Source organism: Ereboglobus sp. PH5-5 (genome assembly GCF_029504805.1).
Lineage (GTDB): Bacteria > Verrucomicrobiota > Verrucomicrobiia > Opitutales > Opitutaceae > Ereboglobus.
In genome coordinates this window covers 1-22,074 of sequence record NZ_JAQFIT010000023.1, presented here as the reverse complement: position 1 = coordinate 22,074, position 22,074 = coordinate 1, and the positions used below count along the sequence as shown (strand labels likewise).

The following is a 22,074-nucleotide window of genomic DNA, read 5'->3' as shown; positions in this document are numbered from 1 at the left end:
TTTGCGCGCCGTCCAAAAAACGCGGAACAAGTTTTCGCGTCCTCCTATCACATTTCAATTTGCCATAAACGATTCGCGCATGCAGTTCCTGCAAAATCCATATTGCGTTTTTCAGCTCTCGTCTTTGTTTTCCACCGAACATGTCCGGTCGCATCGCCACCAGTTTTCCGCCAGTGCAATCACACGCCGCATCAAAAGGCGCGCCTCGAGTGATTGCCCCCGCGCGCGCGAATGAGGCATAAGCCGCCGCCACGCCGACAACCGCCTCCGCATCGGACCAGCACTGCAATTGCCCGCATCCATCCTATTTTTATGAGACAAACCTCGCATCGATTCGTCCGTTTTGCCGCTTTCGCGCGCGCCACTTTCGCCGCCGTCGCCGGCCTTGCCTTTTTTTCGGGCGCCGTCCCCGCCTTTGCGGCGGACACCGTCATCTGGACCCCGCCGAGCGGCACCGACGCATCATGGGCATGGGATGACTCGGCGGAAAACTGGACCAGCGCCAGCACCGGAAGCAGCGCCAAGTTTGCCGACGGCGATTCGGTGGTGTTCGGCGTCGACGCGGACGGCACGGTTACCGGCACGGGGTATCATGTTGTGATTTCGAGCTCGGGCGTCACAACTGGTGCCAGCGGCACCAATCCTGGGATGATTATCGCTTCCGGTTCGTGGCATTTCAGCGGTGGCGCGATCAATGACGGCTCTTTTTTGATTACTGGTTCGTCGGAGTTGACGCTTGCCAGTAATAGCGTCAGCGGGGGGCAGCGTGATTTTTTGGATCAGCGATTTGAAGTCGCGGACAATGTTGATTTTGCATTCCGCACGGAGGACAACACTGTCGTTACATTCTCGGGTTCGACATCCGGCACATTGGCCGGCGGCGCTTTTCATACGGGAAGCGATTCAAATCTCACTTTTGGAGTTTCCGGCACTTACGGTGGAATGTATTTCCTGACCAACACGACTAGCGCGCAAGGCGGCGCCATCGCCACCGGTGGTGATTTTAATGCCATTGTCCCGGCCAGCGGAAGCAACAACTGGATCAACCTCGTGTTCATCTACAACAATGCCGGGCAGCAAGGCGGCGCCATTTACAGCGAAGGCAATGTAAGCCTTGGCGATGTCACGGGCACCAACATACGCTTCACAGGCACTTTTCACGGCAACCAATCCGGTGCCGAAGGTGGCGCGATATTCGCTTTAAAAGACGCCGATATTAAGGGTTCGATGACATTTGTCAGCAACACCTCGGCCGCTTCCGGCGGCGTGATTTATGCTGGCGGCGATGTCTCGCTGGATGGCGCCATGACCTTTGCTGATAATGTTTCCGGATCAAATGGCGGTGTGATTTATGCCGGCGGTGATGTCACCATGTCAGGCAGCGTGACGATTACCGGCAACACTTCCGGCACCGATTCGCTCGGCGGCGCCATTTACACGAAAGGCAACCTCGTAATGTCGGGATCGGAGAGCACGATCTCAATCTATAGAAACACGATTTCCGGAAGCAACGCCCCGCAGACCTCGTCGGCGGCCTACGTTGGCGGCACGGTGACGCTTTCCGATTATTCCACGCTCGTGGTTGATGGCGGCATTGTCGCCCAATCCTTTATTGTGGAAAGCTCCACCATTGCGATCAGCGCGAATTATGGCACCGGCACCCTGGCGCTCACAACCATCGACAGCAATGGTGATGTGGATGGCGGCGCGGGCAAAATCCGTTTTGATGATGCCACTCTAGCCGCCTATTACGGAAGCATTACCGCCACCCCGGGCAGCGATGTTGAAATCACGGGCACGCTCACGGTCAACGCCACCGGCACCGGGGCGCCCGCCGCGATGGGCACGGCCACGGAACTCAACGTCGATCTTGTTGGTTCCGGCGAGCTCCGCAAAACGGGGGCCGGGATGCTTGCGCTTACTGGCAGCAACACCTACACGGGACCCACCACCATCGACGCGGGAACCCTCATCGGCAACATCACCGACAGTTCCACGCTCAATATCATCGGCACGGGCGTCTATCGTTCGGGCACGGTTGACCGCACCATTGCCAGCCTCAACGGCATCGGCACCATGGACATGCAGGGATGCGACCTCACCCTGTTTTCGGGCGATTTCACAGGCACCATTCGCAACACCGCCAATGTTTACAAAACCTCCTCGGACATGGCCACGCTCGGCACCGGAACAGTGGGTAATATTCACATTGAGGAAGGCTCGCTCGCCATCGGCGGCAACAACCAGCTTAAGGTCACCGGCACCCTTGTCGTCGCCGCCGACACCACGCTCAATCTCAGCATCACCGACACCATCGCGCTCGACGTCGGCGAACTCAGCACCACGACGAGTTCCACGATCAACATAGCGGGCTACGGCAATATCAGCAGTTACGACAGGGAGTCGACGCACACGCTCGTTGTTTCCGGCACCACAATCGATCGCGACTACGCACTCGTCGTTAACAATGTTTCCCTCGACACTGTCGATGAGTCGAAATTTCTCGTTTTTACAGACATCTCCACCAGTGGCACTGATTACGAGACCCAGATCGTTCTCAAATCATCGCTCGTGTGGGAAAGCACCGCGAATCAAAGCGCGCATGGCACGTTTTATGTCGATTCCGGCACCTTTACCCTGGCCACCAGCCTTGAGGACAACGACACCTCCACCGCTTGGTTTAACGGCTGGGATGGCAAAACACTCACCAAGACAGGCACGGGCACCCTCGTATTGGCCGGCACAAACAACAGCTACACTGGCTGGACCATTGCGGAGGAGGGCTTGCTGGTGAGCGACGTCTCTTCTGTGATCGGCGGTGGAACCGCCGGCAGCCTCGGGGTTTATGTCAAGCCCTCGGGCACCATGCTCCACACGGGCACCCTTTACGGCGACGTCGTTAATGAAAATGTCTTCATCTTCGAGAATACAACGTCCGAGGACGAAGATGAAGAGGATGAGTCAACCCGTCCCGCCCGGCCTGAAATCAAAGGCAACATCCTCACCAGCGGCACTTTCATTTTCAACACCGCCGTCGATTACGTCTTTAGCGGATCGCTTGCCGGCAGCGGCGGCGTCCTTGTCAAAACCGGCACCGCCGAAGTCACCATCGATGGCGGCAGCTCTTACTCCGGCACCGTCCAGATTAATCAAGGCGCGCTCATTTCCGGCAGGGCCAATAATTTCGACAGCATCGGCGCATTTGAGATCAATGCCGACGGCGTCCTCGACCTCGGCGGTTATAATCAAAACATCAAAAACGTGATGAATCACGGCGTGTTGCGCACCGGCTCCTCCTTCCCCGAATCCGGCTATATCCCCTCCTCGGTGCATATCACCAATTTCAGCGGCACAATCACCGGCACAACCGGCACTATTTTTGTCCGTTCCGATTACAATTCCGGCAAGGCGGACAAACTCATCCTGTCCGGCACCCTCGAGGGCGAATATGTTGTCAAGGCCATCAATATTGACAAGGTCACCCCCGACAAGACCCGCAAATCCCTTGTGATCATCGAGCTCGATGAAGGCAATTATACCATCAGCAACACGCTCACCTTTAGCGGCACCACGGAAGTGGGCATGGGGCGACTCATGGTTCGTCAGGGTGTCGGCGGCCTGCTCACGCCGGAAAATCCCAATGTCTGGTATCTCGCCGCCACGGACGAGCTGAGCAACCTTGGCGACGCCGTTCTTTCCACTGCCAGCGTCGCGGGGCTGGAATGGCACTACCAGCTCGACTCCGTTCGCCAGCGCATGGGCGACTTGCGGCAGGAATCCCTCATGACTCCGCCTGAAACACGCCAGTCTCCGCTTGCCTATACCACCGTCACCTCCAAGGGCGGTAACATGTGGCTGCGCGCCAACGCCTATAACCTTGAAGCGGACATCAGCGTGGCCACCGATCCCTTTGATGAAACTGTCGCAGGAATTGCCTCCGGCTACGACAAGACATTCCGTTGGGAGGACAACCAATACCTCCTCGGCGCCTATGCCGTCATTTCCAATGTCGATCGCGATTTTGACATCCGCGGCGACGGCGAAACCAACAGCATCGGCCTCGGTTTCTATTTCAGTTACCTCAAGGATAACGGCTGGTATGGCGACACCACGCTGCTCATCATGCGGAACAGCAACAAAATTCATGCTCGCGCTCTCGACGGCCAGCAAACCAGCGCCGAATACAATAACGCGGCTTGGGGGATTTCTCAAGAGGTCGGCAAAATCATAAGATTCAAGAACTCCGGTTGGTGGGTCGAGCCTTCCGCGCAACTCTCCATCGCTATCATTAATGGCAAAACCTATAACACCGTCCCCCACCACTCTCAGATTGGCAACGCCGACCCGATGGAGGTTAAGATAGCCGATGCCAACATCAAGCAGGCTCGCGCCGCCATCCGAACCGGCTATGACCGCCCCGGCTCAAAATTCAAACCCTACATCCGCCTTGCCGCCGCCAGCGCGTCCACAAAGGGCGGGCGTATTCGGGCCGGCAGTCCCGGATACCCGCAATACTATACCGCTGACCTGGACGGCACCCGCTACGAGGCCGGCATTGGCTGCTCGTGGGTTATCAACCGGAAGAGCCAGTTGTATCTTGATTACGAATACGCCAAGGCCCAGGACTATAAACGCCCTTGGGCAATCAACTTTGGTTATCGCAGCACCTGGTAGAGCAGGGCTTGGACCAAAAAAACTTAAATTTGCCCCGACACATGTATTGTGTTGACGCGCAATGCAATAAGGTATTTTGGTTGTGACGATTTTCTTTCATACAAAATTATTGCATTGCTTTTTCAAATAACGGCGCAAGACATAATAAACTTTCAATTTCCATCATGATCGCATCCACCCAGACCAATCATCCGCTGGCCATCGCCCAGCCAAGCCAGACATCCAAAACGTCGATTGAGTATGCGTGCGCCCGACTCAAAGAGGCGGGACTGCGTATCACCCAGCCCCGTATTTCCATTCTCAACTCGTTGATCAACCGCTCCGTTCCGGCCAGCATTGAGCAAATTCATGCCGACCTGCCGCCCGACACTTGCGATTTGGTCACAGTGTATCGCTGCCTCGCGGTGTTTCAGGAAATCGGCCTCGTGCGCCTCACCTATTTCCATAACGGAGCCAGCGCCTACCAACTCACCCTCACCAGCGACACCGTCCCTCCCTACCACGTTATCTTCAAAAAAGACGACGAAGTGCAGGAGCTTGACGCTGAAAGCGCCGCCGAACTCCGCGCCGTGATTACCAAGATCGAGGACAAGCTCCGCGAATCCGGCCACGGAAAAGTTTCCCATATTGTTGAGTTTTTCGTGGATAACACGCCTCGCGAAGACATCCTGCCCCCCAGGCGGAACATGCAGGAAAACGTGCAGGACATGATCGCGCGCGGCACTTATAACGTGCAGGTGTAATTGGTTGTCATCAAGGCTGCCCTGCCTGACATTTTCGGCCCCCCCAAAAAGCAAGCGTGCTTTTGGGGGGCTTTTTTGTGCCGGGTTGCGAGGGAGATGCAACAATGCCTCCGGCACTGCCGGAGGCATTGTGATATGCGGAACTGCTTTGGCTCAGCCAGAGGCTTTGCCCTGCCTTTGATACGATTGGCAGGAGCTTGCCTTTATGGGCGCGTCACTTTTCCGACTCGATCTTCGCGGCTTCGCGCTCAAGTTGCGCGACCAGTTCGTCGAGCTGATCGACGACCGCTTGCACGGCCTCGGGCTTGGTCAGGTCAACGCCGGCTTTCTTGAGCTGCTCGACGGGATGGTCGTTGCCGCCGCTCTTGAGGAGCGTGAGGTAGTTTTCGACGGCGGCCTGGCGCGAGGCGGCGGGGCCGGTTGTCATCTTCTTGTAGATTTGCGCGGAGGAGGCGAAGCAGGTGGCGTATTGGTAAACGTAATACGGCGAGTTGAAGAAGTGCGGGATGCGCGCCCAGGTCATGCACTCGAGTTCGTCGGCCGTCATGGCGTCGCCGTAGTAGTCGGCGAGGCACTGGCGGTAGATGCCGGTGAGGACTTCGGCGGTGATGGGGCGGCCTTCCTCGACGAGTTTGTGCGCGCGCAGTTCGTAATCGGCGAAAACGATCTGGCGGTAGAAGGTGCCCAGGATCGAATCGACGGCGTGCTGGAGGAGGAGGAAGCGCTCCTTCGGGTCGGTCGTTTCCTTGAGGAGGCGGTCGAGGAGGAAGCGTTCGTTGGTGGTCGAGGCGACTTCGGCGACGAAGATGGTGTAGCCGGCCGTGGCGAAGGGCTGGTTCTCGGAGGAGAGCATGCTGTGCAGGGCGTGGCCGGCCTCGTGCGCGTAGGTGAAGGCGGCGTCGAGCGTGTCGTTGTGATTGAGGAGCACGTAGGAGCCGACTCCGTAGACGCCCATGCTGTAGGCGCCGGAGCGCTTGCCTTCGTTTTCATAGACGTCGAGCTGCTTGCTGTTGGCGAACGCGCGGAATCGTTTTCCGTATTCGGGGCCGAGGGGTTCGATGGACTCGATGGCGAGGCGGCGCGAGTCCTCGTAGGAGTAGGTTTTGTCAACGTGGTAGATGGGAACGTAGTTGTCGTAAATGTGGTAGGTGTCGAGGCCGAGGAGTTTTTTGCGGAGCTTGAGGTAGCGCTGGAGCGGCTTGTTGCCGGCGCGCGCGGTGGCGATAAGGTTTTCGACGACGGCGACGGGGATGTTGTTGCCCTCGAGCGCGGCCTCCAGGGTCGTCGAGTAATTGCGGGCCCGCGCGACAAACCAGTCGCGTTGCATGATGCCGTTGTAGATGGAGGCGTAGGTGTTGATGTTGGCGGTGTAGGTTTTGTAGTAGGCGTCGAATGCCTTGGCGCGGTCGGCCTGGTTCATGTTGGTGTTGAGGATCTGCATGTAGGCGCCGGGCGAGAGGGTGACTTCGCTGCCGTCGGAGAGCGTGATGGAGGGGAACTTGATGTCGGCGGTGCTGAGGCTTTGGTAAACGGTGCGCGGGGTGCCGTTGGCCTGCGCGGAGTAGGAAAGGAGTTTTTCGCCTTTTTCGTCGAGCACGTGCTTTTGCTGGCGGTAGGTGTCGAGCAGCGGGAAGCGGTAGGGTTGGAGCGCGGGCGTGGTGGCGATCCATGTTTCCATCGTTGCCTGCGGGATGGTGAGGAGCTCGGGCGTGAACCACGAGGCTTGCGTGCCGAACTTGGCGAAGAGGGCTTGCACGCGCTGGAGTTTGGCGTCCATGGAATTGTCGCGCTGGTCAACGTCGCGCTGGAGGCTGGTGTAGCAATAGGTCTTGTAGCTGAGCTTGCCGATTTCGTCGGAGAGGAGCTGCGCGCGGAGGACGGCATCGGGGCCGTTGGCGAGCGTGCCCTTGAGGGCGGCGTATTCGTTCATCTTGGCCTCCATGTCCTTCATGGCGGCCTCCCAGGCGTCCCAGTTTGGGAAGATGGGCGTGAAGTCCCACTTGTATTGGTCGGGGATTTCGGCGCGGTTGCGAGTGTCGGGTTTGGCGAGGGCGGTTGAGGACATGAGGAGGGAAAACGCGAAGGCGGCGGCAAGGCACGCGCGCGACGCTAAGGTGAGTCGGGAGGCTTGTTTTTTCATGTTGTAAAGTGGCACAGGAAACACGGTGTCGCGCGCGGGGTCACGCTTGAAAATGCGGGAGGCGGAAAAGGTCCACAGACATGTTGACATTTCCAAAATGCGCGCTTTCCTCCGCGTCCTTCCCGCTCCCAAAGGGCGGCAAGTTCCAGATTGGAGTATCCGGAACGGGTTAGGTTTCGCACAAAAAGGCCAACTTTTCAGTTGACGACCCTTGGCGCACTCACCACGTTCTCCACTCTTTTTCTCGTTTTTTGACCCATTCTATTGGTATGCCCAGATAGCTCAGTTGGTAGAGCACCTCCTTGGTAAGGAGGAGGTCGCCGGTTCAAATCCGGTTCTGGGCTCCATTGGAAGACGGCCGTCGTTGACTTCTCCGACGCTAATCCTGAGGGTCAAAAACTACAAACTCCAACATCAACAACTTCACTCAATAACATCATGGCTAAAGGAACATTCGAACGCACAAAGCCGCACGTTAACGTCGGCACCATCGGTCACGTCGATCATGGCAAAACTACGCTTACGACCGCGATTCTCGCTGTCCAGGCTCGCAAAGGTCTCGCGGAGGTCAAGTCCTACGCCGACATCGCAAAGGGCGGCACCGTCCGCGACGCTTCCAAGATCGTCACCATCGCCGTCTCGCACGTCGAATACGAAACCGACAAGCGCCACTACGCCCACGTCGACTGCCCGGGCCACGCCGACTTCGTCAAGAACATGATCACCGGCGCCGCCCAGATGGACGGCGCGATCCTCGTGGTCTCCGCGGCTGACGGCCCGATGCCCCAGACCCGCGAGCACATCCTCCTCGCCCGCCAGGTTGGCGTTCCCACGATCGTTGTCTTCCTCAACAAGGTTGACCTCATCGACGACAAGGAACTCCTCGACCTCGTCGACATGGAAATCCGCGAGCTCCTCAGCAAATACCAGTTCCCTGGTGACACCACCACGATCGTTCATGGTTCCGCCACGGCCGCCCTTGAGGGCACGCCCGAGGGCGAGAAAGCCATCGCCGACCTCATGGCCGCGATCGACACCGACATTCCCGAGCCCGTTCGTGAAAACGACAAGCCCTTCCTCATGTCCGTCGAGGACGTCTTCTCGATCACCGGCCGCGGCACCGTCGCCACCGGCCGTATTGAGCGCGGCGTGATCAAGGTCAACGAGCCCGTCGAAATCGTCGGCCTCCGCGATACCGCCAACTCCGTCGTTACCGGCATCGAAATGTTCCGCAAGCTTCTCGACAGCGGCCAGGCCGGTGACAACGTCGGCATCCTCCTCCGCGGTGTTGAAAAAGACGGCATTGAGCGCGGCCAAGTGCTCGCCAAGCCCGGCTCCATCACCCCGCACAAGAAGGCCAAGGCCGAGATCTACTGCTTGTCCAAGGAAGAAGGCGGCCGCCACACACCGTTCTTCAACGGCTATCGCCCGCAGTTCTACTTCCGCACGACCGACGTGACCGGCGTTGTGAACCTCCCGAAGGGTGTTGAGATGATCATGCCTGGTGACAACATCAGCGTGGACATCGAGCTCATCGCCCCCATCGCCATGGAAAAACTCCAGCGCTTCGCCATCCGCGAAGGCGGTCGCACCATCGGCGCGGGTCGTATTACCGAAATCACCGAGTAATCGGTTTTTGCAACCAACTTAAACGACCTGCCGGGGCTCCGCAAAACGGGCCTCGGCTGCGTCGTCTAAACAACAATTATCACAGGCGTGTAGCTCAATTGGTAGAGTAGCGGTCTCCAAAACCGTCGGTTGGGGGTTCGAGTCCCTCCGCGCCTGCCACTTTAAAAGGCTGTTTTGAACGAAGAGAGAAGCTTGACAAGACTGAAGGGCTGAAAAGCTGAGCGACAGAGAACAAAAACATTCCGAAATCCGCATCCATGAAATTTAACATATTCAGCAAAACCCGCATTTTCGTCATCGAAATGGTCGATGAACTGAAAAAGTGCACATGGCCCACACGAGCGGAGCTCGTCCAGTCCACCGGGGTTGTCATTTTCGCCTCATTGCTTCTCGGCCTGTTCACAAGCATCTGCGACTTTTCGCTCTACCAACTCATCGCGCTCTGCACCAAGCTCGTCAGCTAAGCTGTCCGCTTCCATCGCCGCCCCGACGCCGCACCAACACCCATGTCAGACACCGCCACCGTTCCCGCAGACGCCCAATGGTTCGCCCTGCACACACTCTCCGGCCAGGAGAACAAGGTCAAAGTCTACATCGACAAGTTCAAGAAGCAGGAGGAACTCGACGATTACATCTTTGAGGTGCTGTTGCCCACCGAGCAGGTTTCCGAGGTCAAGAACGGCAAGAAGAGAACCATCACCCGCAAACTCTACCCGGGTTACGTTTTCATCCACATGCGCCTCTTCGATGGTGAGCGCAAGCTCATCAACCGCCCCTGGTATTTCGTGAAGGAAGTCGCGGGCGTGATCAGCTTTGTCGGCGGTGAAAAACCCTCCGCGCTGCGCCAGACCGAAATCGACGAAATCCGCGCCCGCATCGAGGCGGCCAACGGCAAGGAAGTGCCCAAGGTTTCCTACGAAGTCGGCGAGGAGGTCAAGGTCACTGACGGCGCCTTCGCAAACCTCACCGGCCGCATCGACGAAATCGATCCCGAGCGCGGCAAACTCAAAATCTCCGTCTCCATCTTCGGCCGCTTCACCCCGGTCGAGCTCGAATACTGGCAAGTCCAGCGCATGACGGAGAGCTAAACCATCTTTTCACCACCGATATTGATTTAGGTTTTTCCCAAAGCCCGCCTCTAAGCCGCGGCGAAAACCCGACAAATCAAGCAAGCAACTAAAACCAAATCAAAATCATCGCTCATCATGGCTAAGAAAATCCAAGGCTACATCCGCCTCCAACTTCCCGCCGGCGCCGCCAATCCCGCGCCCCCCGTCGGTCCCGCGCTCGGCGCCCAAGGCGTCAACATCATGGCGTTCTGCAAAGACTTCAACGCCCGCACCAAGGACCAAAACGGCATGATCCTCCCCGTGGTCATCACCGTTTACACCGACAAGAGCTTCACCTTCATCCTCAAGTCGCCCCCGGCCGCCGTCCTCATCAAGAAGGCCGCCAACATCGCCAGCGGCTCCGCCCGTCCCAACCAGGACAAGGTCGGCAAGGTCACGCGCAAGCAACTCGCCGAAATCTGGAAAATCAAGCAGAAGGACATGAACGCTCTAACCGAGGAGGCCGGCGTCAAAATCCTCGAAGGCACCGCCCGCAACATGGGCGTCGAAGTCACCGACTAAAAACAAAGGGCTGAAAGACTGAAAAGCTGAATGGCTGAAAAAGGCCGAAAGCAGGAAGTCCAAGGCCCGGGTTCATTTTCACCAACACTGTCCAGCCTTTCAGTCTTTCAGTCTTTCAGTCTTTTCATCAACCGCGGGAGATTCGCCCAAACCGGATCGTCTGCACCGCAAGGAGTCCAAAATGCCAGCAAAACAAAGCAAACGCTACCGCAGCGCCCAAAAGGTCGCTGACCTCACAAAAGGGTATACATTGGCCGAGGCCGTTGAAGTCCTCGCCAAGTTTCCGAAAACCAAGTTCGACGAAACCGTCGAGCTTTCCATCCGCCTCGGCGTCGATTCGTCCCAGGGCGACCAGATGGTTCGCGGCACCACACCGCTCCCGCACGGTTCCGGCAAGCAAGTCCGCGTGCTCGTCTTCACCGACGCGCCCGACGCCGCCATCGCCGCGGGCGCCGACCATGCCGGCCTCGACGACATGATGGCCAAGGTCAGCGAAGGCTGGCTCGACTTCGACGTCGCCATCGCGACGACCGAAGCCATGAAAAAAGTTCGCACGCTCGCCCGCATCCTCGGTCCCAAGGGCCTCATGCCCAACCCGAAGAGCGGCACCGTCACCGACGACATCGCCGCCGGCGTCAAGGCCGTCAAGGCCGGCCGTGTCGAGTTCAAGATGGACAAGACCTGCAACATCGGCGTCGGCATCGGCAAACGCTCCTTCACGCCCGCGCAGATCGTCGAGAACGCGCAAGCCGTGATCGAGGCCGTCGGCAAGGCCAAGCCCGCCTCCTTCAAGGGCCACTACATCAAGACCGTGGCAATCTCCGCCTCCATGAGCCCCGGCGTCCGCCTCGTCTCCACCGAATACAACAAATACTAAAAGGAGCCCGACCACAATGAGAGCCGAAAAACAATATCTTATCGCAGAGGTCGAGACACACCTCAAGAAATCCGACTACGTCATCCTCGCCAACTACACGAAGGTGACCGTGTCCGACGTCGCCGAATTGCGCGCCAAACTCCGCGCCGAAAACGCCGAGTTCCACGTCGTCAAGAACAGCTCGCTCAAGGTCGCCGCCAAGGCCCTCGGCCTGCCCGAGCTCGGTGACGACGCCTTCGTCGGCCCGACCGCGATCCTCGTCGGCGGTGAGAATCCCGCCGCCGTGGCGAAGATCATCAAGCAGTTCTTCAAGGAAAAACAGCGCCTGGAAATCAAGACCGGCATCATGGAGAAGAAAGTCGTCACCGCCGACTTCCTCTCGCAGATCGCCGACCTGCCCTCGCTCAACGAGCTCCGCAGCTCCTTCCTCAGCCTGCTCACCAGCAACGCCGCCGCCTTCGTCCGCGTCCTCGACGCCAAGGTCAAGAAGGACGGGGGCGACGCCGCTCCCGCCGCCGAAGCAGCGCCCGCCGAGGCACCCGCAGCCTGATTTTTACACCGCCTTTTTTCGACTTGAATCGACTCACATCGATTTAAGTCGACTTAAGTCGATTCAACCAATCCGCAAAACCAAAACCATTTTCGCGCTTCGGCGCCGAAAGACAAAAACCATCAACCGTCCGACCACTAGGGGATACGTCTCTTAAACGCCCGGCCCTGTTTTGTCGGCGCTAGTCAAGGACAGGAGATTACCATGAGCAACATCACCAAAGAACAAGTCATCGAATGGCTGTCCGCGCAGCCCGTCATCGAACTCGCCGCCCTCGTCAAAGACCTCGAGGAAAAGTGGGGCGTTTCCGCCGCCGCCGCCGTCGCAGTTGTCGCCGGGGGAGCCGCCGCTGGTGGCGCGCCCGCCGAGGAGCAAACCGAGTTCACCGTCGTCCTCAAGGAAGCCGGAGCGAACAAGATCGGCGCCATCAAGGAAGTCCGCGCCATCACCGGCCTGGGCCTCAAGGAAGCCAAGGACCTCGTCGAGGGCGCTCCGAAGCCCGTCAAGGAAAACGTTTCCAAAGCCGAAGCCGAAGAGATCAAAAAGAAACTCGAGGCCGCCGGCGCCAAAGTCGAGCTCAAGTAATAACTTGGTTCGCAACTGGAAGCACCTTTCCATTATTTCAGCACAGGCCGTTCATAAAGGCGGCCTGTGCTTTGCCTTTTCTCAAAATCGTAATCAGTCAGTGCCTGCTGCCACCGCCTCCGCCACCCATGCGCGGTCGCGAGCCAGCTAAATCAACCGCCCCCCGCACACGGGCCGTTTCGTCGTCTCCACTCATATTCAACCGGGAAAAACCATGGCCGACCGCAATAACTTCGGTAAACTTCGTGAAGTAATCCAACCGCCCAATCTGATCGAAATTCAGATCCAGTCCTACATGGACTTTTTGCAGAAGGGCGTGCCGGACAAGCAACGCAAGCCGCAAGGCCTTGAAGCCGTTTTCAAGGAGGTCTTCCCCATCTTCTCCTACGACGAACGCCTCACGCTCGAATACCTCTCCTACAACCTCGGCGAGCCCAAGAACTCCGAGATCGAATGCCTCCGCGAAGGCGTCACCTACTCGGTTCCCCTCTACGTGAAACTCCGCCTCCGCGAGGCCGACTTCATCAAGGACGAGGAAATCTACATGGGCGAAATCCCCATGGTCACCGAGCGCGGCTCCTTCATCATCAACGGCGCCGAGCGCGTCGTCGTCTCGCAGCTCCACCGCTCGCCCGGCATCGCCTTCGAGGTCACGCCGCACCCGAACGGCAAACCCCTCCACTCCTTCCGCATCATCCCCGACCGCGGCACCTGGCTTGAGGTGCAGTTCGACAACAACGACCTGCTCTACGTCTATCTCGACCGCCGCCGCCGCCGCCGCAAATTCCTCATCACGACCCTCCTGCGCGCCATCGGTTACAGCGCCAACGTCGACCTCCTCAACCTCTTCTACGAGGTCAAGGACATCAAGGTCTCGAAAGCCCTCGGCATGGAGAACGTCTCCACGCTCGTGCTCGTCGAGGACGCCATCGACGTCCAGCAAGGCGTCGTGCTCGCCCGCGCCTTCGAGCCGCTCACGAAACAGATCGTGCGCACCTTCGAAAAACACGGCATCACCACCCTCCGCGTCATCGACACCTCGGTTGACGAAGGCGCCATCATCCGCGCCCTCAAGAAAGACCCGACGCAAAACGAGGAGGAAGCCCTCAAGGAAATCTACAAGCGCCTCCGCCCCGGCGAACCGCCCACAACGGCCAACGCCCGCGCCCTGCTCAAGCGCCTCTTCTTCGATCCCAAGCGCTACGACCTCGGCCGCGTCGGCCGCTACAAGGTCAACCAAAAGCTCGGCCTCAAGGCCGAAATCGAACAACGCATTCTCGAAAGCGACGACGTCGTCGCCGCCACCAAGTATCTCATCCGCCTCAAGCGCGGCGAGGGTGTTGTCGATGACATCGACCACCTCGGCTCGCGCCGCGTCCGCACCGTCGGCGAACTTTTGGCCAACCAGTGCCGCGTCGGCCTCAGCCGCACCGAGCGCCTCGTCCGCGAACGCATGACGATGTATGATCAAAGCGTCGACTCCATCACGCCGCAAAAACTCATCAACCCGAAGGCGCTCACCACCGTCATCCGCGATTTCTTTGCGCGCAGCCAGCTCTCGCAATTCATGGACCAGATCAACCCGCTCGCCGAAGTGACGCACAAGCGCCGCCTCTCCGCGCTCGGGCCCGGCGGTCTCAACCGCGACCGCGCCGGCTTCGAAGTCCGCGACGTCCACCCGTCGCACTACGGCCGCATCTGCCCCATCGAAACGCCCGAAGGCCCGAACATCGGCCTCATCAACTCCCTCGCCACCTACGCGCACGTCAACGAATTCGGCTTCGTCGAAACGCCCTACCGCGTCGTCAAGGACGGCCGCGTCACCGACAAGATCGACTACCTCACCGCCGACCAGGAGGAGGGCAAGATCATCGCGCAGGCCAATTCCGACCTCGACGACAAGGGCCACTTCATCGGCAAAGTCACCGTCCGCGACGACAAGGGCGACCCGCTCGAAGTCCCCGCCAGCGAAGTCAACTACATGGACGTCTCGCCGAAGCAGGTCATCTCGATCGCCGCCGGCATGATCCCGTTCCTTGAGCACGACGACGCCAACCGCGCGCTCATGGGCGCCAACATGCAACGCCAGGGCGTTCCGCTCCTCCAAACCGAGGCCCCCTTCGTGGGCACCGGCATCGAGGAACGCGTCGCGCGCGACTCCAAGATCGTCGTCGCCGCCGAGGAAGCCGGCATCGTCGCCTCCGTCGACGGCAAGCGCGTCGTCGTCACCAAGGACGGCGAACTCCCGAAAAACTTCGACCGCAACCCGAAATCCGACCCGAAAAACGGCGTCCGCGTTTACGAGCTGCGCAAGTTCATGCGCTCGAACGCGAGCACCTGCTACAACCAAAAGCCCATCGTCAAGAAGGGCCAGAAGATCAAGGCCGGCCAGGTCATCGCCGACGGTCCCTCGACCGACAAGGGCGAGCTCGCCCTCGGCCGCAACATCCTCGTCGCCTTCATGCCGTGGAACGGCTACAACTTCGAGGACGCCATCCTGATCTCCGAAAAAGTTCTCAAGGAGGACATCTACACCTCGATCCACATCCACGAGTTCGAAGTCACCGCGCGCGACACCAAGCTCGGGCCCGAGGAAATCACCCGCGACATCCCGAACGTCGGCGAGGAAGCTCTCAAGAATCTCGACCACAACGGCGTCATCCGCGTCGGCGCCGAGATCAAGCCCGGCGACATCCTCGTCGGCAAGATCACGCCGAAATCGGAAACCGAACTTGCGCCCGAGGAAAAACTCCTTCGCGCCATCTTCGGTGAAAAAGCCGCCGACGTTAAGGACACCTCGCTCGTCGTCCCCTCCGGCACCGCCGGCATCGTCATGGACGTGAAAGTTTCCACCCGCCTCGATTTCGAGCAGGAGAAGCTCTCGCCCTCCGACCGCCGCCGCCAGACCAAGCAAATCCAGGAGGAATACAAAACCCAGATCGACAAACTCCGCGAAGGCCTCACCGAGGCGCTGTCGAACATCCTCCTCGGCGAAAAAATCCCGCTCGACGTCGTCAACGGCCAGACCGGCGAAATCATCATCCCGGCCAACCGCAAGATCACCAAGACGCTCCTGCGCAAACTCGCCGCCGTCTCCAAGCACATCGAGATCGACCCGTCCCCGGTTCGCATCAAGATCATGGAAATCATCGGCAGCTACCAATCGAAGTTCGACGAGCTCGAGGGCGACCGCGAGCGCAAGATCCAGAACATCGAGGCCGGCGAGGACAACGGCAACGGCGCCATCAAACAGGTCAAGGTTTACATCGCCACCAAGCACAAGCTCGAAGTCGGTGACAAGATGGCCGGCCGCCACGGAAACAAAGGCGTCGTCGCCAAGATCGTTCCCGAGGCCGACATGCCCTTCCTGCCGGACGGCACACCCGTCGAAATTTGTCTTAATCCTCTCGGCGTGCCATCGCGCATGAACGTCGGGCAGGTTCTCGAAACCCACCTCGGCTGGGCCTGTAAAAAGCTCGGCATGAAAGTGGCCACGCCCGTGTTCGACGGCATTCCCGAAAAACAAGTCCGCAATTATCTCAAGGAGGCGCACCTGCCCACCTCCGGCAAATCCGTCCTCTTCGACGGACGCACCGGCGAGAAAATCGACCAGCAAGTCGTGGTCGGCTACATCTACATGATGAAGCTGAACCATCTCGTGTCGCACAAGATCCACGCCCGCGCGGTCGGTCCCTACTCGCTCGTCACCCAGCAACCCCTGGGCGGCAAGGCGCAATACGGCGGACAGCGTTTCGGCGAAATGGAAGTGTGGGCGCTCGAAGCCTACGGCGCGGCGCACACGCTCCAGGAACTGCTCACCGTCAAGTCGGACGACGTCCAGGGCCGCACCAAGATCTACGAATCGCTCGTCAAGGGCGACAACACGCTGCAAGCCGGCACGCCGGAATCCTTCAACGTGTTGATCAAGGAAATCCAGTCCCTCGGCCTCGACATCAAACTCAACCGCCGCGACGCCCTCGGCTTCGGCACCGCCGCCAAGGGCTAAACATCCACCGGCATAAATCGGCCTAACTCGATTTATGCCGGCTTAAGTCGAACGCAAATCACCGCAACCAGCATTTTTTAAAATCATGATTCAACCATCCGAACACGCCGCCGGCGCCATTGAGCGCAACGAAGCCCGCACAGCTCTCGGCACCGAGGAGAATCCCTTCGACTGCGTCTCCATCACCGTCGCCGCGCCCGACACCATCCGCCAGTGGTCCAAGGGCGAGGTCAAGAACCCCGAAACGATCAACTACCGCACATTCAAGCCCGAGCCCGGCGGCCTCTTCTGCCAGAAGATTTTCGGCCCCGTGCGCGACTACGAATGCGCCTGCGGAAAATACAAGCGCATCAAATACAAGGACGTCACCTGCGATCGTTGCGGCGTTCTCGTCACCATCTCCCGCGTCCGCCGCGAACGCATGGGCCACATTGAGCTCGCCGTTCCCGTCTCGCACATCTGGTTCCTCAAGTCGATGCCCTCGCGCCTCGGCCTCATGCTCGACATGACCGCCCGCGCGCTCGAGCGCGTCATCTATTACGAGAACTACATGGTCATCGATCCGGGCAAAACCCCGCTCGAAGCCAAGCAGCTCCTCACCGACGTCGAATACCGCCAGGCGCTCGACGAATTCGGAGACGACTCCTTTGTCGCCAAGATGGGCGCGGAAGCCGTCCGCGAAGCCCTCGTGAAAATGGACCTCGACGCCACCGTCGTTGAACTTCACGAGCAAATGCGCGCCACCCGCTCGAAGCAGATCAAGAAAAAGCTCTCCAAGCGCCTCAAGGTCATCCAAGGCTTCATCCACTCCAAGTCGCGTCCCGAATGGATGGTGCTCGAAGTCCTCCCGGTCATTCCGCCCGACCTTCGCCCGCTCGTTCCGCTCGAAGGCGGCCGTTTCGCCACCTCCGATCTCAACGACCTTTACCGCCGCGTTATCAACCGCAACAACCGGTTGAAAAACCTCATGCAACTCAAGACGCCCGACGTTATCATCCATAACGAAAAGCGCATGTTGCAGGAATCCGTTGACGCGCTCTTCGACAACGGCCGCCACGGACGCCCCGTCACCGGCGCCGGCAACCGCCCCCTCAAGTCGCTCTCAGACATGCTCAAGGGCAAGCAGGGCCGCTTCCGCCAAAACCTTCTCGGCAAGCGCGTCGATTACTCCGGCCGTTCCGTCATCGTCATCGGCCCCGAGCTCAAGCTCAACCAGTGCGGCCTCCCGAAGAAAATGGCGCTCGTGCTCTTCGAGCCCTTCATCATCCGCCGCCTGAAAGAACTCGGCTTCGTGCACACCGTCCGCGGCGCGCGCAAGATGATCGAGAAAAAATCACCCGAAGTTTGGGACATTTTGGAAGAGGTCACCAAGGGCCACCCCGTGCTCCTCAACCGCGCCCCGACGCTTCACCGTCTGTCGATTCAAGCGTTCGAACCCGTGCTTATTGAAGGCGAGGCCATTCGTGTGCATCCCCTTGTCTGCACGGCATACAACGCGGACTTCGACGGCGACCAAATGGCTGTGCACGTCCCGCTCTCACTCGAGGCGATCATGGAGTGCAAGATGCTCATGATGGCGACGAGCAACATCTTCTCGCCCTCCTCCGGCAAGCCCATTCTCACGCCCTCGCAGGATATTGTTCTCGGTGCCTACTACCTCACGCTCAAGCCGCGCAAGGAACCCGCCAAGAACCAGCGCGTGCCCGTTCTCGCCGGCCTGCAGGAAGTCCTCTTCGCCAAACTCGAAGGCGCCCTCAAGGTTCACGACTGGGTCGATGTTCCCAATCCCGACCTGGGCAAGGAAACCGTTTTCGGTAACAAGGACAAGCGCACCATCCGCACCACCGTCGGCCGCGTGATCTTCAACCAAGTCTGGCCCGAAGGCCTCGGCTTCGTGAACTTCCCCGTGCCGAAGGGCAAGCTCGGCGACCTCATTCTCAACACCTACAAAGTGTCGGGCAACTACGTCACCGTCGAAACCCTCGACAAACTCAAGGAGCTCGGCTTCCAGACCGCGTTTCAGGCCGGCATTTCGATCGGTATCGACGACATGATCATCCCCGAGGCCAAGAAGGACGTCGTCGCCGCCTCGCGCAAGAAACTCGCCGAGGTCGAGGCCCAGTTCAGCAAGGGCATTATCACCGACGGCGAGCGCAAAAACAAAGTCATCGACATTTGGACCAGCGCCACCGACCAGATCGCCAAGGCCGTGTTCGCCAAGCTCGAAACCAACGAGGGTCGCGACGAGGTGAACCCGGTTTATGTCATGATGGACTCCGGCGCCCGTGGTAACAAGCAGCAGGTCCGCCAGCTCTGCGGAACCCGCGGACTCATGGCCAAGCCTTCCGGTGAAATTATCGAGCGCCCGATTCTCTCGTCCTTCCGCGAAGGCCTCACCGTTCTCGAATACTTCATCTCCACCCACGGCGCCCGCAAGGGTCTCGCCGACACCGCGCTCAAGACCGCCGACGCCGGTTACCTGACCCGCAAACTCTGCGACGTCGCGATGGATGTTGTCATCGCCGAGCAGGATTGCGGCTCCCGCGATGGTGTTTGGAAAAAAGCCATCTACGAAGGCGACGACGAAATCGTCCCCCTCCGCGAGCGCATCATCGGACGCTTCTCGTCCGACGACGTTGTCGATCCCGCCGACGTCAACAAAGTTCTCGTTGGCTCCGGCGAACTCATCACCGAGGAAATCGCCGCCCAGATCGAGGAAGCCGGCATCGAGCGCGTCAAAATCATGTCGCCGCTCACCTCCACGAGCAAAACCGGCATCGACGCCAAGAGCTACGGCATCAACCCGGCCACCAACCGCGTCGCCAAGCAGGGCGATTCCGTCGGCATCATCGCCGCGCAATCCATCGGCGAACCCGGCACGCAGCTCACCATGAGAACCTTCCATATCGGCGGTGTCGCGTCCGGCTCCTTCAAGCAGCCCGAAATCCGCGTCCGTGCCTCCGGCATTGTCAAATACAAGGGCCTCCGCCTCGTCGCCACCGCCGACGGTGCCGCCATTGTGCTCAACAAAACCGGCAGCGTTGAGGTTGTCGACGAAGACGGCCAGGAACTCGAAACCCACAACATCGTTGTCGGCGCGTTCCTCCACGTTGGCGACGGCGACCAAATCGAAAAAGGCGCCATCCTCGCGCAGTGGGATCCGTATAACGTCCCCGTCCTCTCGGAAAAGGGCGGCGTGCTTGTCTTCAAGGACATGATCCCCGGCGTCACCGTGAAACGCGAACTCGACGAATCCTCCGGCCGCATCGCGACCGTCGTCGTCGAGCACAAGGAAGACCTCAACCCGCAAGTTGAAGTTCGCGACGCCTCCGGCAAACCGCTCGCCGCCTACGCCATTCCCGTCGGCGCGCAAATCACCGTCAATGAAGGCGACACCATCGCCCCCGGCGCCCTCCTCGCGAAGACGCCCCGTCAGGCCTCCAAGACCAAGGACATCACCGGTGGTCTCCCCCGCATCGCCGAGCTCTTCGAAGCCCGCCGCCCGAAGGAAGCCGCCGAAATGGCGCGCATCGACGGCGTCGTCTCATTCGAGGGCTCGCTCCGCGGCAAGCGCAAGCTCGTCGTCAAAAACGAGGAAACCGCGCAGGAGGAGGAACACCTCATCCCCGCCGGCAAGCACATCATCGTGCAACCCGGCGACGTGGTTTACAAAGGCCAGCACCTCACCGAAGGCGCCGCCGACCCGCACGAAATCCTCGAAATCCTCGGGCCCAGCGCGCTCTACGATTTCCTCATCTCGCAAGTCCAGGAAGTTTACCGCCTGCAAGGTGTGACGATTAACGACAAGCACATCGAAATCATCATCCGCCAGATGCTCCGCAAAGTCCGCATCACCGATCCGGGCGACAGCGAGTATTTCTGGGGCGAGCAAGTGGACCGCACGAGCTTCCTTATTAACAACAAGCGCATCGAGGACGCTGGCGGCAAACCCGCCGAGGCCGAGCCGATCCTGTTGGGCATCACGAAAGCCTCGCTCGAGACGGAGTCCTTCATCAGCGCCGCCTCCTTCCAGGAAACGACGCGCGTTCTCACCGACGCCTCGACCCTCGGCAAGGTGGACATGCTGAAAGGCTTTAAGGAAAACGTGATCATGGGGCATCTCATCCCCGCCGGCACGGGCCTTCCGTCCTACAAGCGCCTCAAGGTGACGCTTCCCCTCGGCGGCGAGATCCCGCAAGACGCCCCCGAGGAGCCGCCCGCCGCCGCTCCCAGCGCCGAGGCCGCTGTGTAAAGCGAAAGCAATTCAGCGACATGCCAAACTCTCAACGCCACCCGCAAACCGGGTGGCGTTTTTTGTGGGAGCGCACCTTGCGTGCGCCCTGGCCAAGGAGGGCAGGGGTGGAATCGAGGGATGTTGCCGTGCGAAGGTAGTGTCCGTCAAGTTTCGCACATTTTAAAAAGCATATAGTCGGCGGAGGAAGGTTATGTGTTGTTTTGTTGTTGGTTCTTTCGTGAGGGTTGAGAGCCGCGCGTAGGCCCGGCTTGGCGGGCCGCAGCGCGGCTCTCAACTTAAAGTTCACGCCGCTTGCCCTTGGTTTTCCACCAGCTTCGCGGCGTTGAGGTGGCTCATGTCCATGTAGCGTTTCTGCCCCCACTGGCTGCCGGCCACATGTCTCAGCCGCGCGGCCACCAGTATCATCGCAGAGTTGCCGTCGGGAAACGCGCCCACCGCGCGGGTTCGCCTTCAAGAGCGCGCGATGCTGCGACGCCAAAGCGAGCGGCTCACCGACGAACTGGTCAAAATCGACGCGTGGCTGCGGCGTTCGCCGCAAACCGATCATGAAACGGTGGGCCGGCGCATCGGCAGGCACCTTGGCAAAAATCCCGCCGCCGCGGCGATCATCGAAGCGCGTGTCGAACGCGACGCTCAAGGCCGGGCGAGCGCCCTGCGAATCAGCAGCCGCCTGGAACAAGGCCGGAAAGCGAACCGGCAAAAAGGCGCGTATCTATTGCGAACCAACTGCGAGGAAACCGATCCGGCGCAACTGTGGAAATGGTATGTCCAGCTCACGCAAGCCGAGGCGGCGTTTCGCACGAGCAAAAGCGATCTCGGGCTGCGACCTGTTTTCCATCACAAGCAAGAACGCGTGCAGGCGCACATCCTGGTCTGTTTTCTGGCGCTGGGGTAGTGTCCGTCAAGTTTCGCACATTTTAAAAAGCATATAGCCGGCGGAGGAAGGTTATGTGTTGTTTTGTTGTTGGTTCTTTCGTGAGGGTT

13 protein-coding genes, 2 tRNA genes and 1 pseudogene are annotated in these 22,074 nt (G+C 59.5%); 14 read left to right on the top strand and 2 right to left on the bottom strand.

The window, feature by feature from the left end:
- Nucleotides 1-312 precede the first annotated feature (312 nt).
- Nucleotides 313-4,674, top strand: coding sequence for an autotransporter outer membrane beta-barrel domain-containing protein (locus tag M2103_RS12685; protein WP_277511027.1), 4,362 nt, complete (start codon nucleotides 313-315; stop codon nucleotides 4,672-4,674).
- Between the two features lie 164 nt (nucleotides 4,675-4,838).
- Nucleotides 4,839-5,417 (top strand): transcriptional repressor, encoded by a 579-nt coding sequence (locus M2103_RS12680; RefSeq protein WP_277511026.1) that lies wholly within the window; start codon nucleotides 4,839-4,841, stop codon nucleotides 5,415-5,417.
- Nucleotides 5,418-5,631: 214 nt separating this feature from the next.
- On the opposite strand, the gene pepF is transcribed toward M2103_RS12680, so the two are convergent.
- Complete coding sequence (pepF, locus tag M2103_RS12675) at nucleotides 5,632-7,557, bottom strand: oligoendopeptidase F (RefSeq protein WP_277511025.1); 1,926 nt, start codon at nucleotides 7,555-7,557, stop codon at nucleotides 5,632-5,634.
- 271 nt (nucleotides 7,558-7,828) lie between these two features.
- On the opposite strand from pepF, the gene M2103_RS12670 reads away from it, so the two are divergent.
- From M2103_RS12670 to rpoC, 11 genes are all read left to right on the top strand, one after another.
- Nucleotides 7,829-7,904 (top strand) — tRNA-Thr (locus M2103_RS12670).
- Between the two features lie 91 nt (nucleotides 7,905-7,995).
- Nucleotides 7,996-9,186: an elongation factor Tu gene (tuf, locus tag M2103_RS12665; RefSeq protein WP_277511024.1), complete on the top strand. Its 1,191-nt coding sequence runs from the start codon at nucleotides 7,996-7,998 to the stop codon at nucleotides 9,184-9,186.
- Nucleotides 9,187-9,269: 83 nt separating this feature from the next.
- Nucleotides 9,270-9,345, top strand: a tRNA-Trp gene (locus M2103_RS12660).
- 98 nt (nucleotides 9,346-9,443) lie between these two features.
- Complete coding sequence (gene secE, locus M2103_RS12655) at nucleotides 9,444-9,650, top strand: preprotein translocase subunit SecE (RefSeq protein ID WP_108824810.1); 207 nt, start codon at nucleotides 9,444-9,446, stop codon at nucleotides 9,648-9,650.
- A gap of 42 nt (nucleotides 9,651-9,692) precedes the next feature.
- Nucleotides 9,693-10,274: a transcription termination/antitermination protein NusG gene (nusG, locus tag M2103_RS12650; RefSeq protein WP_277511023.1), complete on the top strand. Its 582-nt coding sequence runs from the start codon at nucleotides 9,693-9,695 to the stop codon at nucleotides 10,272-10,274.
- A gap of 117 nt (nucleotides 10,275-10,391) precedes the next feature.
- Nucleotides 10,392-10,817 (top strand): 50S ribosomal protein L11, encoded by a 426-nt coding sequence (gene rplK / locus M2103_RS12645; RefSeq protein ID WP_108824812.1) that lies wholly within the window; start codon nucleotides 10,392-10,394, stop codon nucleotides 10,815-10,817.
- Nucleotides 10,818-10,998: 181 nt separating this feature from the next.
- The gene (gene rplA, locus M2103_RS12640) at nucleotides 10,999-11,694 is read left to right on the top strand and encodes a 50S ribosomal protein L1 (RefSeq protein WP_108824813.1); all 696 of its coding nucleotides are present in this window, start codon (nucleotides 10,999-11,001) and stop codon (nucleotides 11,692-11,694) included.
- A 16-nt stretch (nucleotides 11,695-11,710) separates the two neighbouring features.
- Nucleotides 11,711-12,244, top strand: coding sequence for a 50S ribosomal protein L10 (rplJ, locus tag M2103_RS12635; RefSeq protein ID WP_277511021.1), 534 nt, complete (start codon nucleotides 11,711-11,713; stop codon nucleotides 12,242-12,244).
- A gap of 204 nt (nucleotides 12,245-12,448) precedes the next feature.
- Nucleotides 12,449-12,829 carry a 50S ribosomal protein L7/L12 gene (rplL, locus tag M2103_RS12630; protein WP_108824815.1) on the top strand — a complete coding sequence of 127 codons (381 nt, stop codon included), beginning with the start codon at nucleotides 12,449-12,451 and terminating at the stop codon, nucleotides 12,827-12,829.
- A gap of 214 nt (nucleotides 12,830-13,043) precedes the next feature.
- Nucleotides 13,044-16,835 (top strand): DNA-directed RNA polymerase subunit beta, encoded by a 3,792-nt coding sequence (rpoB, locus tag M2103_RS12625; RefSeq protein ID WP_277511019.1) that lies wholly within the window; start codon nucleotides 13,044-13,046, stop codon nucleotides 16,833-16,835.
- A gap of 85 nt (nucleotides 16,836-16,920) precedes the next feature.
- Nucleotides 16,921-21,087, top strand: a complete 4,167-nt coding sequence (gene rpoC, locus M2103_RS12620) for a DNA-directed RNA polymerase subunit beta' (protein ID WP_277511018.1) — start codon at nucleotides 16,921-16,923, stop codon at nucleotides 21,085-21,087.
- Nucleotides 21,088-21,372: 285 nt separating this feature from the next.
- Here the strand turns inward: rpoC and M2103_RS12615 are convergent.
- A pseudogene (locus M2103_RS12615) lies at nucleotides 21,373-21,540 on the bottom strand (IS256 family transposase); the annotation flags it as partial.
- Nucleotides 21,541-21,553: 13 nt separating this feature from the next.
- On the opposite strand from M2103_RS12615, the gene M2103_RS12610 reads away from it, so the two are divergent.
- A complete protein-coding gene (locus tag M2103_RS12610; protein WP_277511016.1) occupies nucleotides 21,554-21,985 on the top strand; it encodes a transposase in 432 nt (143 codons plus the stop codon).
- The last annotated feature ends 89 nt before the right edge of the window (nucleotides 21,986-22,074 follow it).

Bases quoted from the DNA above. Each gene is read 5' to 3' on its own strand.
- M2103_RS12685 (WP_277511027.1), top strand. From the start codon at position 313: ATGAGACAAACCTCGCATCGATTCGTCCGTTTTGCCGCTTTCGCGCGC.
- M2103_RS12680 (WP_277511026.1), top strand. From the start codon at position 4,839: ATGATCGCATCCACCCAGACCAATCATCCGCTGGCCATCGCCCAGCCA.
- pepF (WP_277511025.1), bottom strand. From the start codon at position 7,557: ATGAAAAAACAAGCCTCCCGACTCACCTTAGCGTCGCGCGCGTGCCTT.
- tuf (WP_277511024.1), top strand. From the start codon at position 7,996: ATGGCTAAAGGAACATTCGAACGCACAAAGCCGCACGTTAACGTCGGC.
- secE (WP_108824810.1), top strand. From the start codon at position 9,444: ATGAAATTTAACATATTCAGCAAAACCCGCATTTTCGTCATCGAAATG.
- nusG (WP_277511023.1), top strand. From the start codon at position 9,693: ATGTCAGACACCGCCACCGTTCCCGCAGACGCCCAATGGTTCGCCCTG.
- rplK (WP_108824812.1), top strand. From the start codon at position 10,392: ATGGCTAAGAAAATCCAAGGCTACATCCGCCTCCAACTTCCCGCCGGC.
- rplA (WP_108824813.1), top strand. From the start codon at position 10,999: ATGCCAGCAAAACAAAGCAAACGCTACCGCAGCGCCCAAAAGGTCGCT.
- rplJ (WP_277511021.1), top strand. From the start codon at position 11,711: ATGAGAGCCGAAAAACAATATCTTATCGCAGAGGTCGAGACACACCTC.
- rplL (WP_108824815.1), top strand. From the start codon at position 12,449: ATGAGCAACATCACCAAAGAACAAGTCATCGAATGGCTGTCCGCGCAG.
- rpoB (WP_277511019.1), top strand. From the start codon at position 13,044: ATGGCCGACCGCAATAACTTCGGTAAACTTCGTGAAGTAATCCAACCG.
- rpoC (WP_277511018.1), top strand. From the start codon at position 16,921: ATGATTCAACCATCCGAACACGCCGCCGGCGCCATTGAGCGCAACGAA.
- M2103_RS12610 (WP_277511016.1), top strand. From the start codon at position 21,554: ATGCTGCGACGCCAAAGCGAGCGGCTCACCGACGAACTGGTCAAAATC.